The 14,200-nt window shown below is 67.7% G+C and carries 9 protein-coding genes; 5 read left to right on the top strand and 4 right to left on the bottom strand.

Features of this window, described 5'->3' with window-relative positions; all coding sequences use genetic code 11:
* Nucleotides 1–49 precede the first annotated feature (49 nt).
* Genes KEG38_RS17850 through KEG38_RS17835 form a run of 4 tightly spaced genes read left to right on the top strand, consistent with a single transcriptional unit; the run spans nt 50 to nt 4,296 of the window.
* Nucleotides 50–1,531 carry a radical SAM protein gene (locus KEG38_RS17850; protein ID WP_272420896.1) on the top strand — a complete coding sequence of 494 codons (1,482 nt, stop codon included), beginning with the start codon at nt 50–52 and terminating at the stop codon, nt 1,529–1,531.
* A gap of 1 nt (nt 1,532) precedes the next feature.
* A complete protein-coding gene (locus KEG38_RS17845; RefSeq protein WP_272420895.1) occupies nt 1,533–2,276 on the top strand; it encodes an SDR family NAD(P)-dependent oxidoreductase in 744 nt (247 codons plus the stop codon).
* Nucleotides 2,276–3,583 carry an aspartate aminotransferase family protein gene (locus tag KEG38_RS17840; protein ID WP_272420893.1) on the top strand — a complete coding sequence of 436 codons (1,308 nt, stop codon included), beginning with the start codon at nt 2,276–2,278 and terminating at the stop codon, nt 3,581–3,583. The genes KEG38_RS17845 and KEG38_RS17840 overlap by 1 nt, the downstream gene beginning before the upstream one ends.
* Nucleotides 3,580–4,296, top strand: a complete 717-nt coding sequence (locus KEG38_RS17835) for an SDR family oxidoreductase (RefSeq protein WP_272420891.1) — start codon at nt 3,580–3,582, stop codon at nt 4,294–4,296. Before KEG38_RS17840 ends, KEG38_RS17835 begins: the two co-directional genes overlap by 4 nt.
* A 7-nt stretch (nt 4,297–4,303) precedes the next feature.
* On the opposite strand, the gene KEG38_RS17830 is transcribed toward KEG38_RS17835, so the two are convergent.
* Together KEG38_RS17830 and KEG38_RS17825 are read right to left on the bottom strand one after the other, a co-directional pair.
* A complete protein-coding gene (locus tag KEG38_RS17830) occupies nt 4,304–5,785 on the bottom strand; it encodes a HAMP domain-containing sensor histidine kinase (protein ID WP_272420889.1) in 1,482 nt (493 codons plus the stop codon).
* A gap of 168 nt (nt 5,786–5,953) precedes the next feature.
* On the bottom strand, nt 5,954–6,838 hold the full coding sequence (locus KEG38_RS17825; protein ID WP_272420888.1) for a hypothetical protein: 885 nt from the start codon (nt 6,836–6,838) through the stop codon (nt 5,954–5,956).
* Between the two features lie 703 nt (nt 6,839–7,541).
* On the opposite strand from KEG38_RS17825, the gene KEG38_RS17820 reads away from it, so the two are divergent.
* Complete coding sequence (locus tag KEG38_RS17820; RefSeq protein WP_272420886.1) at nt 7,542–9,602, top strand: phosphocholine-specific phospholipase C; 2,061 nt, start codon at nt 7,542–7,544, stop codon at nt 9,600–9,602.
* A 20-nt stretch (nt 9,603–9,622) separates the two neighbouring features.
* Here KEG38_RS17820 and KEG38_RS17815 read toward each other — a convergent pair whose 3' ends face one another.
* Both KEG38_RS17815 and KEG38_RS17810 read right to left on the bottom strand, forming a co-directional pair.
* The gene (locus KEG38_RS17815; protein WP_272420884.1) at nt 9,623–10,000 is read right to left on the bottom strand and encodes an STAS/SEC14 domain-containing protein; all 378 of its coding nucleotides are present in this window, start codon (nt 9,998–10,000) and stop codon (nt 9,623–9,625) included.
* Between the two features lie 139 nt (nt 10,001–10,139).
* Entirely contained in the window at nt 10,140–14,087 is a 3,948-nt protein-coding gene (locus tag KEG38_RS17810; RefSeq protein WP_272420882.1) for a serine/threonine-protein kinase, read from the bottom strand.
* Nucleotides 14,088–14,200: the final 113 nt, after the last annotated feature.

Below are 14,200 nucleotides of genomic sequence, written 5' to 3'. Positions count from 1 at the left end.
CCCGAAGCCTATCCGATTCGCCCAGCTCTTCGAGTATCCTCGAACCATCATGCAGACCGCAGAGCGACTTCTCCACAAAACCACGAGCCTCTGCAAGGTGTGCAAGGACGCCCTGCCGGCCCGCGTCGTGGCGACGCCAAACGGCGAAGCGTGGATGCAGAAGCGCTGCCCGACGCACGGCGAGCAGGAGGTGCGCCTCTCGACGAGCGCGGCCTGGTACGAGCGCACGCGCGCCATCGTGCCGAAGGAGGCGCGCCCCGCGAAGATCCGGCGCCCGATCGAGCATGGTTGTCCCTTCGACTGTGGCCCGTGCGAGAGCCACACGCAGAAGGTCCGCTTGCCCGTCGTCACGATCACGAGCGCGTGCGACCTCGATTGCCCGATCTGCTACGTCCACAACAAGAACGACGACGCATTCCACATGAGCCGGGAGGAGTTCGCCCGGGTCCTCGATCACCTCGTCGAGGATCACGGCGGCGATCTCGACATCGTCAACCTCACCGGCGGCGAGCCGCTCCTGCACCCGCACCTGCTCGAATTCGTCTCGATGGCCCGCGCGCGCGGCATCCACCGCGTCAGCGTGTGCTCGAACGGCGTGCGCCTCGCGCGCGACGAGGATTTCGTCAAGCGCCTCGCCGATCACGGCGCGCGGATTGCGCTCTCCTTCGACACCTTCGACAAACACGTCGATCGCGCCCTGCAAGGCGCCACGCTCGTCGATCTCAAAACCCGCGTTCTTTCGCTCCTCGACAAACACCAGGTCGACACGACGCTCATCCCCGTGATGACGCGTGGCTACAACGACAAGGAGGTCGGCCGGATCATCCGCATGGGCCTCGAGCTCTCGTGCGTGCGCCACCTCGAAATCCACACGATCACGTACACCGGTCAAGGCGGCGTCTCCTTCGACCGCTCGGGCCGCATGTCCATGCTGGAGGTGCTCGAATCCATCGAAGAGACGACGGACGGCTTGCTCCGCGTCTCCGATTTCGTGCCCTCGCCGAGCGCGCACCCGCTCTGCTACCAGATCGCCTATCTCCTGCTCGACGACGAGGGCGGCCCCGCGCTCCCCTTCCTGCGTTTCCTCGATCCCGACACGATGTACGATTGCCTCGCCGACCACCTCTACCTGGAGCCGGGCACGCGCCTCGAACGCGCGCTGCAGGACGCGATCGACATGCTCTGGGCGCGCGGGGACGAGGGCGACGAGCGGGGCCTCCATCTCCTCGACAAACTCGTCCGCAAGCTCTTCCCGAAGGACAAACGCCTCTCGCCGGCCGAGGCGCTGCGCGTCTCGGAGCGCGCCGCGAAGGCCGTTTACGTGCACTCGCACATGGACGAGGAGACGTTCGACGTGGAGCGCACGTATCAATGCTGCGATTCGAACTGTTATGCGGACGGCTCGACGATCCCCGTCTGCAATTACAACATCCTCTACCGGGAGAAGGAGGCGCGCTTCATGGAGAAGCCGCGCGTATGGGGAGAGCGCGCGGGGAGGCGCTCGCTCCCGCTCGTGCAAGGGGGAACGTGACGTGACACGCCTCCTCGAAGGAAAACGTTGCATCGTCACGGGCGGCACGCGTGGCCTCGGCCTCGCGATGTGCGTCGCGTTCGCGCGCCACGGGGCCCGCGTGGCGCTCACGTACCACAAGGACGACGCGAGCGCGGAGGACGCGAAACGCGCCATCACCGCCGCTGGAAACGAGCCGCTCGTTTTCAAGGGATCGGTCGCGGACAGCGCGCACGTAAAATCCACGGTCGCGGCCGTCGTCTCGGCGTTCGGCGGCATCGACGTGCTCGTCAACAACGCGGCAATCACACAGGTCCTGCCCATTTCGCTCCTCGAAGAGTCGGACTGGGACGAACTGATGGACGTCAACGTGAAGGGCGTCTACCTCTACAGCCGCGCGGTCCTGCGCCACATGATCCGGGCGAAACAGGGCAGCATTCTCAACATCGGCAATTTCGCCTCCGAGCGCATCATCGAGTCGCCGATCCATTACGCCGCCTCGAAATCGGCGCTCCGCGGCCTCACGGAGGCGCTCGCGCGCGAGGTCGGCCGGTATGCGATCCGGGTGAACTTGCTCGCGCCGGGGCTCGCCGAGGTAGGCATGGCGCAGGGATTGCCGCAGCACCGGCAAAAGGAGTACCTCGACAAATGCCCCCTCGGCCGCCTCGCGCGGCCGGGCGAGATCGCCGAGATGGCCGCGTTCCTCGTCTCCGATTCGAACACCTTCATGACGGGCGCCAAGGTGGTGCTCGACGGAGGGCTCTAGTGGATTCGTACGACGACATCCTGCGGCGCGGGTTCGACGAGTACCGCGAATTCGTGAACCCCCTCATCGCGCAGCGCGCCGCGCTCGCCGGCGAGCCCATCAAGCTCGTCCGCGCCGAGGGCGGCATCCTGTACGACGACGAGGGCCACGCCGTCGAGGATTTCCACGGCACGCAGGCCTTCGGCCATCGCAATCCCTATATCGCAGACGCGATCCGAAGGTACCTCGACTCCGACGCGCCCTCCTGGTACCCGGCCCGCGTCAATCCCTTCGCCGGCCGCCTCGCGAAACGGCTCTGCGAGCGCGCCGGCCATTACGACAACGCCTTCTTCGCCTGCACCGGCAGCGACGCCGTCGAGGCCGCCCTGAAGCTCGCCCGCGCGCTCACGAAGCGCCCGCGCCTCCTCGGCCTCGAAGGCGCTTATCACGGCTGCACCTTCGGCAGCGTCTCGCTCATGACGAAGGGCTACCTCCGCGACCCGTTCGCCCCGTTCGTCGAGGGCGCCGAGCACGTGCCGTTCGGCGACGTCGATGCGCTCGCCAAGGCCCTTTCGCCCGGCGACGTCGCAGCCATCGTCGTCGAGCCCATCCAGGGCGAAGGCGGCGTGCGCGAATTACCGGCCCCGTTCGTCGAGGCGCTCTGCGAGCTCACGGAAAAACACGGCACCCTGCTCGTCGCCGACGAGGTCCAGACCGCGCTCGGCCGCACGGGCCGGGGCTTTCTCGCCACCGCGAGCTGGCCGCGCCGCCCCGACGTGGTTCTCCTCGCCAAACACCTCGGCGGCGGCATCACGCCGATCTCGGCGATGCTCACGAGACGGGAAACCTTCCTCCGCGCTTACGGCGACCATTTCGCCTCGGGCGAGAGCCACAACACGACGATGGGCTTCAATGCGCTCTCCTGCGTCGCCGCCCTCGCCGCGCTCGACCTGCTCACCGACGAGCGCATCGAGCGTGTCGGGCGGCTCGGCGCGAAGCTCAAGAAAGGTTTGGAAGGTACGCTCGCGCGTTCGCCGCTCTTTCGCGAGGCGCGGGGCGCGGGCTTCATGCAGGGCGTCGCCTTGAACAGCCCCGATCACCCCTGGCTCTCGTTCGAGCATTTCGGCTTCGAGGATCTCGGCCAGAAATCGATCATCTCCCCGCTCGTCTGCCACAGGCTCTACCGCCGCGGCTTTTTCTGCTTCACCTGCGGCCACGACTGGAGCCTCTTCCGGCTCCAACCGCGCTTCGACATCCCCGAGGAAAAACTCGACGCGTTCGTCGTGGCCGTGGCCGAGGAGCTCGACTACATCGAGGGGCTCGGATGAACGAATCGAAACGCAGAGCGCTCGTGCTCGGCGGCACGGGCGCGGTCGGAAGCGCCGTGCTCGCGGAGCTCACGCGCGCCGGAGTCCCGTCGACCTTCACGTACCATCGCGCCGAGGCCCGCGCCCGCGCGCTCGAAAATGAGCTTTCCGCGCGCCCCCTTCGGCTCGACCTCGCCGATCCCGCGGCGCTCGGCCGCCTCGCGGCTTCTCTCGAAGCGGAGGGCGCGCTGCCCGACGTCGTCATTCATTGCGCCGCCGTCGTCCGCCCCGCGCGCGTCTTCGAGGCGACGGACGACGACTGGGAGGCGACGATCGCCATCAATGCCCGCTCGGTCTTCCAGGTTTGTCGCGAATTCGGCCGGCGGCTCGAAGGCCGCGGCGGCGACCTCGTCTTCCTCTCCGCGCTCGACCGCACGCAATCCTTGCCCGTGCCCGCGATCTTCGCCGCGTCCCAAGGCACGACGTCCGCGCTCGTGATGTCGGCCGCGAAGGATCTCGGCCCGCGCGGCGTGCGCGCGAACGTCGTGGCCCTGGGCCTGCTCGGCGCCGGTATCGGAAAACAGCTCGATCCGAAGCTCGCGGACGAATACCGGACCTTCAGCGCGCTCCGGCGCCTCGGGACGCCCGAGGAGGCGGCGAAAACGATCACGTGGTTCGCGCTCCACAACACGTATGCGAACGGAAAAGTTTTGAGCGCAAACGGCGGGATCTGATTCGCCTTCACGCCGATCGTCGGATGGACGCGTGGCGCAACAAGGGCAGGTGCACGCGGAACGTCGTGCCCTCCCCGCGCCGGCTCTCCACCTCGACGCGGCCGCCGTGGGCTTCGATGATTTTCCGCGCGACCGAGAGCCCGAGCCCGACCCCGTGCGCCACCTTGCGCGTCGAGACCGCGCGATGGAATGGCTCGAAGATCCGCTCGATCTCCTCTGGCTCGATCCCGACCCCCTGATCCGAGACGGCCACGACCGCCTCGTTGCCGTCGCCATTCGCCGCGATCCGGATCTCGCCACCCGTGGGTGAATACTTGATCGCATTGCCAATCAGGTTGTCGAGGACCTGCTCGACCCGCGCCTGGTCGAGGTCGCATACCAGCGTTCCCTCGGGGATCACGAGCGAAATGCGGTGGTTCGGCGACGTCGAGGCATAAAGCTCGACGGAGTCGTTCAGGATCTGGCAAAGATCGCAGGGCTTCTTCGAGAGCTCGAGCTGGCCGGCCTGGATGCGCGTGGCTTGCAGGAGGTCGTCCGTCATCCGGGCCAGGCGATCGATTTGCCGATCCACGATGGTCAGCGTCCGGAGCACGCGCGGCTCCGTGGAAGGCGCGCTGCGCGCGAGGACGGTGGTGGACATCTTGATCGCCGCGAGCGGGTTGCGGATATCGTGCGCGACGGCCGCGAGCACGGCGATCTGTTCCTCGCGTTTTCGCGCGATCGACGCGGCCATTTCATTGAACGCCGCCGCGAGCTCGCGGATCTCGACGGGCCCGACATCGGGCGCGCGTGTATGGTCGTCCCCGCGCGCGAAACGCTCGATGGCGCGCCGGAGCGCGGACAGCGGAACGTAGATCTGGGAACGCGCGCCTTGCACGAGCGCGAGGACGAGCAGGAGCAACCCGCTGATGACGATGACGCTGACCGTATCCAGGGCGTCATCCCAGAACGTCGCGCTCTTCCGCGCCTGCGCCGCGTCCGCCAGGTTGATCGTCACGAGCTCGGCGGCCTTCGCCAGCGCGTCGTCGTAATCGATCTGCGTCTGCTGCAGCGCCTGGCCGAGCGGCACGCCAGCCTTCTCCAGGCGATCCCGCGCCGTGAAATACGTCGCCGTCCGCTTCGAGAGCTCGCCGAGGACCTGCTTTTCCATGTCGCTGCCGACGTGCGCCTCGGCCTCGCTCAGCCGAGCCTGGACGGCTTGGAGGACGGCCTTTCGCTGCTCGTCCGGCTCCACCCCGTCTCGCGCGACGGCGTGCTCGACCAGGCGCCCGTAATGCAGGAGCTCGAGCTCCACGTCACGCGCGAGTCCGGCCCCCATCATGGCCGCGTCGAGCCGCTCGGTATTGCGATGCAGGACCGCGGTCGAAAGAAACAGCGATACCGCCGAGAGGATGACCAGGAACGAGAGTGCAGCGATCGCCAGCGAGAGGAGCCGGCTCAGCCGCAGCGGGCGTATCCGATGCCACCGAGTAGGACGCGCGCGATCCATACGCCAAGCATGATTCGATATCAGCGAAGCCGCCAACCTCCCCCGCAGCCGGCCCTCGTCGAGGAAAGTTGGGCTTCGGCAGGGTCATGCTTGCCCCTGCTTGATCGCGTCGGCGCTTTTTTTCAGCATTTGGATGCCGACAGGGGGCCCAGCCCTACCGCGACCATTCTACTGCGGAGTGGGGTCGCCGAAATACAGGGAAAACCCTGGCGCCACCTCGAATTCGCCGAACATCATCACGGACCCGTCGCTCTCGATGATGCCCTGGATGTCCGTGGGGTTGTGCACGTCGAGGTCGATGGGCTGCGCGGTTGATCCGGTCCCAAGCACAGCCGTCCCCGCCACGTGAATGGGCACCTGCGCCGCGGGTAGCAAGAACGTGTCGTCAGCGACGGAGTAGAGGCCCGAGGTGGGCCGCTCGAGCGAGAGGCTCAGGTTACTCGAAGAGAACGTGACGTTCGCCGCAGCGGTGGGCCATTGTCCCGTCACGGACTGGGCCATCGTGAACGCCAGATCGTGAATCAAGATGGGGCAGCTCGTGGTGCCCGCCGAGCACGCATAGGTGGAGTAGCTGATCTCCCCATTGAACAGCGTGTTGACATACCCGGTCGTGGTCTCGAGCGTGGCCCCCAGGGTCAGCGTCTTGTTGAAAGGCCCCACGACAGGCGGCGTGACCGCCGCGTAGCACAGAGAGCCGGCGTAGAAGGTATCGCAGTTGTGGTGGTTGATCCGCTGATCGTCATTGGGGTAGGGATCCTGCTGGGTGATGAAGTCCTGGCACCACGCCTGGCAAATCGCGTCGTCGTCGTTGAGGTTGGAGTACGCACTCCGGTCCACCTCGTATCCACAGCCCGAATGGGGGACGGGAACCTCCGTGAAAGTCCCCCACACGCCGTTCTCCTTCGTCTCCCGCCAGTAATGGAGATCGGTGTGGTCGGTGTGCTCGATCGTTTCACCATCGGGGGTGGTCGCATAACTGCCCGCGAGGCAGCTGACCGTGTCCGACCCGTCAGGGCACCGCAGATCCGGATCGTACACGCCGGGCTGGTTCATTTGGTGTCGATCGTAATAGCAGGCCTCGATTAACCCTTGTTCGTCCAGGTACGGAGTGACGAGTGTGAACTGACAGATGTACTCGGCCTCCGCCGCCGAGCGGCCTGTGTCCAGCGCTGCTTTGATGCAATCGTCGTGACATAGCTCCTGCGCTACTTCCTCATCGATCGCGCACACCTCCCTGAACGGCAGATCCCCGTTCTGGATCAGATTCCCGTCGCAGAGCGTCACGGGTACGGGTTCTGGCGTCGAGGGTGGATCGGTTGGAAGAACGCCCGGGAGTATGCTGATGCACTGCATGACATGATAACAGGGCTCGCCCGTGAAGCATTCGGAACCTGGGGGAGGATCTTGTTCGCAGCCAGTGGCGAACAGAGACAGAAGTACGGTTGCGAGCGACGCAACCTCGAAGCGAATCATGCGCATCAGAACCTCGCCGTGATGAGTCCAGGCGTCGTGCCGGGTCGATGGGCGCACCAAGCAACCAGCGTGCCATGCTTTGCCCACGCGAGCCTCCGAAATTGGCGTCGACGAGCGCGGCCCCTGTCACGCAGCCATGACAACGGCTGTCATGCGGTCGTTACAATGTTACGCCCGCGAGACGTGCCTTGGCGCCGTGGCCCGCCATTGGAAGCGCATGGACAGAGCTCCGCCTGCCAGGATAGTCTCCCGGGAGTTCTTGATCTTCCGACGGAGGTCCCCCGTGTCGAAGCTGAGCAGGCGTTCCTTTCTTCACATGAGCGGCATTGCCGCGGGCGGTTGGTTTTTTCCGGGCTGCATCGAGAAGGCGGTCGAGATTCCGGCCCACACGAAGACACGCTCGATCATGGACGTCGAGCACGTGGTGATCCTCATCCAGGAGAACCGCTCGTTCGACCATTATTTCGGCACGATGCGCGGGGTGCGTGGCTTCGGCGACCGGTTCACCCTTCCCCTCGCGGAGGAGCCGAGCGTCTTCCGCCAGCGAAACGGCGCCGAGGTGATCCTGCCCTATCATCTCGACTCCGTCGCCGGAAACGCCCAGCGCGTGGACGGCACGCCGCACAACTTCGTCGACGGACACGAAGCCTGGGATCACGGCCGATACGGCCAATGGCCCGCGTGGAAACAGCCGCAGTCGATGGGGTATTACAAGCGCGCCGAGCTCGAGTTCCAGTTCGCGCTCGCCGAGGCTTTCACCGTCTGTGACGCGTACTTCTGCAGCGCTCACACCAGCACGAACCCGAACCGCCTCTTCGCGTTCACCGGCACGATCGACAGCCTCGGCCAGAACGGCGGCCCCGCCATCGACAATTCGCACGACTTCCTCGGCGCCATCGACGCGGGATACACCTGGAAGACATACGCGGAGCGGCTCGAAGAAGCGGGGATCTCGTGGCTCGTGTACCAGGATTACGCCGACAACTTCTCCGACAACCCGCTCGTCGGTTTCCAGTCGTTCCGGAAGGCATTCTTCGAGGACCAGGAATCGCCGCTCTTCAAGAAGGGCATCGAGTCGCGGCTCTCGAACCAGAACCTCGACGGATTTCGGGAGGACGTGCTCGCGGGACGGCTGCCCCACGTCTCCTGGATCGTCGGGCCGGCCGATTACTCCGAGCACCCGGGCCCGTCGAGCCCGGTGCAGGGCGCCTGGTACGTGCAGCAGGTGCTGGAGGCGCTCATCGAGAATCCCGAGGTCTTCGCGAAGACGGTCCTTTTCGTAACGTTCGACGAAAACGACGGATTCTTCGATCACGTACCGCCGCCCTGCGCTCCTTCGCGGCGGGACGACGGCGTGCTCATGGGCGCGAGCACGGTGGACGATACCGGCGAGCGTTATGACGAGACACTCACCGATCCGCTCGGAGGCCACCCGCACGGGCCCGGCGTGCGGGTCCCCATGTGGGTCGTCTCGCCGTGGAGCCGCGGGGGATTCGTCTGCTCCGAGAACTTCGACCACACGTCGATCCTGCGCTTTCTCGAAGCTCGATTCGGCGTGAAGGAGACCAACATCAGCGCCTATCGGCGCGCGATGTGCGGCGATCTTCTCTCGGCGTTCGATTTCGTCACGCCGAACGACGAAGACCTTCCCATGTTCCCGAGCCTCTCGCAGGACGAGGCCGATGCCATTCGCGCGGACCAGGAGCAGCTCGCGCAGGTGACGGTTCCGACAGGGGAGAACGGCTCGCTCCCGCAGCAGGAGACGGGGACACGGCCGTCACGCGCATTGCCCTACGAGCTCGAGGTCCGGTGCGTGGTCGACGGGGACGAGGCGGTGCTCTCGTTCGTGAACACCGGCAAAGCAGGCGCGGTGTTCCACGTGTACGACCGGCTTGCGCTCACGGAGATCCCGCGGCGTTATGCCGTGGAACCAGGCAAGTCCCTCGAAGGGCGGTGGCCGGCGACGGAAAACCAGTATTCGCTTTTCGTGCTCGGGCCGAACGGCTTCCATCGCGATTTCGTGGATGCCGGGTCGCAAGGCGGGCTCGAAATCGAGACGATGTACGACGTGGAAGGGTCACGGCTCGGGATTCGCTGCAAGAATGCGGGCGGGACCATGCAGCGTTTCCTCGTGACGCCACGCGCGTACACGAAGGACGGCACGACGCTCGACGTTGGCCCCGGGGAGACGGCGGACGCGTGGTTCGACGTATCGGGGAGCGGCCGCTGGTACGATTTCTCCGTGACCGTGGAGGGGCAAACTCCCTTCAGCCGTCGTGTCGCGGGGCGCATCGAGAACGGGCAGCCGTCGATCACCGACCCGGCGATGGGCATGCCCGGGTAAGCGCCCCGGGGGGGAATGGGCTACGCTCGATCCTGCGGCGGATCACGATAGGGGGCGAGGTGCGCACGCGCCTGGGCCTCCGTCTGAAAAAAGGCGAGCTCGAAGGGAAAGGCAGCGGGGGCGAGCGTGCGTCCCGCCTTGACGACCATCATCGACATGATCGCGAACGTGAAGCTCGCGCCATGAAGGGCCACTGCGCGATACGGATACGGCCGCTCGACCCGGGAGAGCCTCGACCGCGCCTGGGGCGAAATGCCTCGAAGATCGCGCATGTCTGCGAGGAGCGAGAACGTGCCCTGACGGTCACCGAGATCGAAGACGAGACGCAGGTAGGCCTCGACGGCCGCTACATCGAAGGTGCCGTGTAGCTCCATGCACAGGAGGTCCGAAGTCTCCATCCATAATCGTTGTTGCCCGCACATCCACTCGCGAGGAGGGCTCATCAGGCCCTTTTACGTCAAACGGAGCGCCCGGCATACGGCGTTTTCGTGTTATGGGCCGCGTTTGCCTGGTCGGCAGTGCAGCCCCTTTCGCTCGTCAGGCTCCCCACGCGGCGGCGAGCCCAATCGTCCTCACATGGACCTCGACATTCTCCAGAAAGCTCCGGCGCAGCTCGGGCTCCGCGATTCGATCCGCGCTCCGCAGAATCTCGGCCCGGGCCTTTGCAATCGCCGCCCGCGCCTCCTCGTTCGCCCCCGCCGCCCACAAGACCTCCGCGTGAACCAATCGCACGAGCTTGTCGAGCGTCTCGCGCTTGCCGCTCTCCACAATCGCATTCGCGCGCCGCGACTCCACAAGCGCCTCCTCCACGCGCCCGAGCGCCACGAGCGCGCGCGCCCGCGACGCCATCGCCCCCGCGCAGAGCGGCGGCACGTTCAAGAGTGTCGCCTCCGCCTTGCGCCCGAGCACCTCGGCTTCCACGAAATCGCCCCTTCGATACGCAATCCCCGAACGATGCACTTCCGCCGCGCCCGCAATGCGATACCCACCGTGCGCGCGTCCCTGCTCCTCCGCGCGCGCCGCCGCAAGCCAAGCCTCCGCCAGCCGCCCCCGCTCCGAAAGCACGCGCGCCAGATTCAAATGGCACGCCGCCTCCACCGTCCCGAGCCGCATCCGCTGCGCCGCCGAAAGGCACGTCGAAAGCACCTCCTCGGCCCGATCGAGATCGCCGAGCTCGGCGCAGACGTGCCCCAGGTTGATCCGCTCGACACACGCTTGCCGCACGTGCCCCGCGCTCTCGAACAGCGCCATCGAGCGCACGTAGCCGCGCCGCGCCCCCGCCAGATCGCCCTCGTGCAGCGCGCGAAACGCGCGGAGCTGCCCGATGCGCCCCACCGCATAAGGCTCGAGGTCCCGGACCCCGCTCGCGAGCGCCTGCGACCGCTCGGCCACCCGCGCCGCCCGCTCGGGCCGGCCCGCCTGCAAAAGCAATGTAGCTCCGGGACAAACACACGCGATCTGCGCGCTCCGCGCCTCGCGTGAGGCTTCGAGCGCAAGCGCCTCGTCGAGCCAGCGCTCCACCTCCTCCCACGCCCCGCGCCGGCCCGCCGACGACACGATCTCTCCAATCGCGCGAAAATACGCGGACGAACCACGTGGCAAGAGCGCGACCGCCTCCCGCGCCCACGACGAACCCCGCGTCGCGTCCCCGCTCCACCGGCTCGCCTCGGCCTGCACGAGCCGCAGGCTCCCGAGCACCTCGCCCTCCGCACGCCGCGCGCCGTGCTCCGCCCGCTCGATCGCCGCGTCGAAATCGTTGCCCACGAGCGCCTGCTCCGCCGCCCGTACCCACCAGCGGATCGCGAGCTCCGGCTCGCCGCCTCGCTCGAAATGCGTCGCCACGAGCGCCGCGTCCGTCTCCCCGGACGCGCCCAGATACTCGGCCGCGAGCTTGTGCCCGCGCGTGAGGTCCTCCGGCGACAGCATTGCATATGCCGCCTCGCGCACGAGCGCGTGCCGGAACGCGAGATCGCCCTGCGACGCCTGCGCCGGATCCGGGCAGCGGATGAGCACCTCCCGCTCGACGAGCTCGTCGAGCGCGTCCGAGACGAGCGCCGCATCCCCCCCGCAAAGCGCGCACACGCCCGCCGGGGAAAACCGCTCGCCGAAGATACTTGCAGCACGAAGGACCCGCTTCGAGGCCCGCCCGAGCGCGTCGAGGCGCGCCTGCACGAGCCCCAGCACCGAATCGGGCAGACCCTCTTTGCCCTCGGCCGCGGCCCGGATCATCTCCTCCAGGTAAAACGCGTTGCCGCCCGCGCGCTCGGCCACGAGGCGCACCACCGCCGGATCCGCGCCCGCGCCGAGCACCGCGCGCGCGAGCCTTTCGCAGGCCTCCGGCCGCAGCGCTTCGAGCCGCATCACCGTGGCGCGCTCCTCCTTCGCGAGCGACGGGAAAAGTACGTGCACCTCGGGCCGCGCGAGCGCGAGCGCGCAAAGCGGCATGTCGCGTGCGACCGCGACGACCGAGGCCACGAGCTTGACCGTCGGCAGATCCCCCCAGTGCAGGTCTTCGAGCAGGATGAGCACCGGCGCGCGCGCGCATTCGGCCACGATCCAGTCCTCGAAGGCCATCCGCGTCGCGTCGCCCATCAGCGCCGGATCCGAACGCGCGGCCCGCAGCGCGGCGCTCGCGGAGCCCGGCGCGGCCGGCACCTGCGCGAGCTCGCCCAGGAAATCGACCAGCCGGCCCACGTCGACCGGGCTCACGAGCGGTTCGATTCGCGCCTCGATCTTGCGACGCTGCGCCTCGGGCGGCTCGCCCTCGACGATCCCCGCGGCGCGGCGCACGAGGTCGGCCATCATCGCGTACGGCGAACCCGCGCGCAGCGACTCGCCCCGGCCGAGCAAAATCGTCGGCGCCTCGGCGCGCCCCGAAAGCCGCGTCGACATCTCCCATCGCAATCGCGATTTCCCCACGCCCGCGGGCCCCGTCACGACGGCGAGCCGCGCGGCCCGCTCGGCGACGCACGACGCGAACATCGTTTCGAGCATCGCGAGCTCCCGATCACGCCCCACCGTCGGCGTCGCACGGCCGAGCAAACGCGGAGATGCGGGCACGTCCGCGCCGATCTCGCCGCGCAGAAGGAATCCGGTGTCGATCTCCTCGACCGCGAGCTGCGCGCCCACGAGCCGCGCCGTCGGCGCATCGAGCACGATCGCCTCCCCCGCTCCGGGCGGCCGGAGCCCCGATCCGCGCTCGATCGCGTCCGCCGCGAGCCCCGTCTCGCCCACGCGCGCGCGTGACGTCGCCACGGCAAGCCGCACGCCCGGCACGCGCGCCCGCACCGAAAGCGCGAGCCGCGCGCCCCGCAGCGCCTCATCCCCGGCCGACGCGGCGCTGCCGAACAGGGCGATCACCTGATGGCCGAGCGTGCCATAACAAACGCCCCCGAGCTCCGACGCGGAGAGCTCCAAAGCGAGCCGCCCCGCGGTCCTGTCCGCGGCGGCCGAGAGATCGGCGAAGACCGCGGTGATCACGCGTTGCTCGCCGCGCCCCGAGAGCAGCTCGCTCGCGGGCCTCGAGGGAAAACTCGCGCGCGGCACGGGCTCGATTCCCGAGGCGGGGCGTGATGGATCGGCCTGCACCGCGGCCCACGAGGGCGGCGACACCGATCCACGCGCGCACCGGGCGAGCTCGATCGACACGCGTTCGAGCGCGCGGGCCATTTCGAGCGCCGAGCCGAACCGCTCGGCGGGGTTTTTCGCCAGCACGCGAGCCACCAGGGCCGAGAGTTCGGCGGGCACGTCCGGACGCGCCACGTCGAGCGGCGGTGGATCGTGCAGCACGATCTTCGCCAGCACGATGAGCGTCCGGTCCCCGGTGAACGGCCGTTTTCCCGCGGCGAGCTCATACAGCACGATCCCCAGCGAAAAGAGGTCCGAGGCTGCGGTCACCTGCTCCTCGCCGCGCGCCTGCTCGGGCGACATGTACACAGGCGTCCCGAGCCGGCTCCCTCGCTCCGTCAAGGCCCGTTCGCCCGAGGCGCGCGCGATGCCGAGATCGATGAGCTTTACCGGCGGCGACCCGATCTCCGCGAGCCGCTCGGCGTCACACGCGACGAAAAAATTCGCGGGCTTCACGTCCCGGTGCACGATGCCCTGCTCGTGCAGCGCGGAAAGGCCGAGCGCCGCGCGCCGCGCGACCTCGACGACGACTTCGACCGGGAGCGGCCCGCGCCTGATCACGTCCGCGAGGTCCGTGCCCTCCAGCCATTCCAGGGCAATGCACGGTTTGCCCAGTCTGTCCATCCCCTCGGCCACGAAACGGACGACGTGGGGACTCTGGATGCACGTGAGATAACGCGCCTCGCGATGAAAACGCTCGCGCAGATCGGCGCTCGCGTCCTTGTCGAAAAGCCGTTTGATGGCCACGAGGCCGCCGCTCGCATGATCGCGGGCGCGAAGCACCTCCCCAAACGAGCCTTTGCCGACGCGCTCGAGGATCTCGAACCGTCCGCCGATCACGCGCTCGGGCGCCCCCATGAAAATCGCGTCTCCCCCTGGTATGTCCGCCGCCCGCCAGCGTGTTGGTTTCCCGACGAAAAATACCGGAGGTTCGATCCGCGGTAAAGCGCGGCCTTGCTACGATGGCGCGA

Origin of the sequence: Polyangium jinanense, assembly GCF_028435265.1 — a bacterium.
Classification (GTDB): domain Bacteria; phylum Myxococcota_A; class Polyangia; order Polyangiales; family Polyangiaceae; genus Polyangium; species Polyangium jinanense.
Note: the sequence above shows the minus strand (reverse complement) of the source record. Positions and strands in the feature narration are given on the sequence as shown.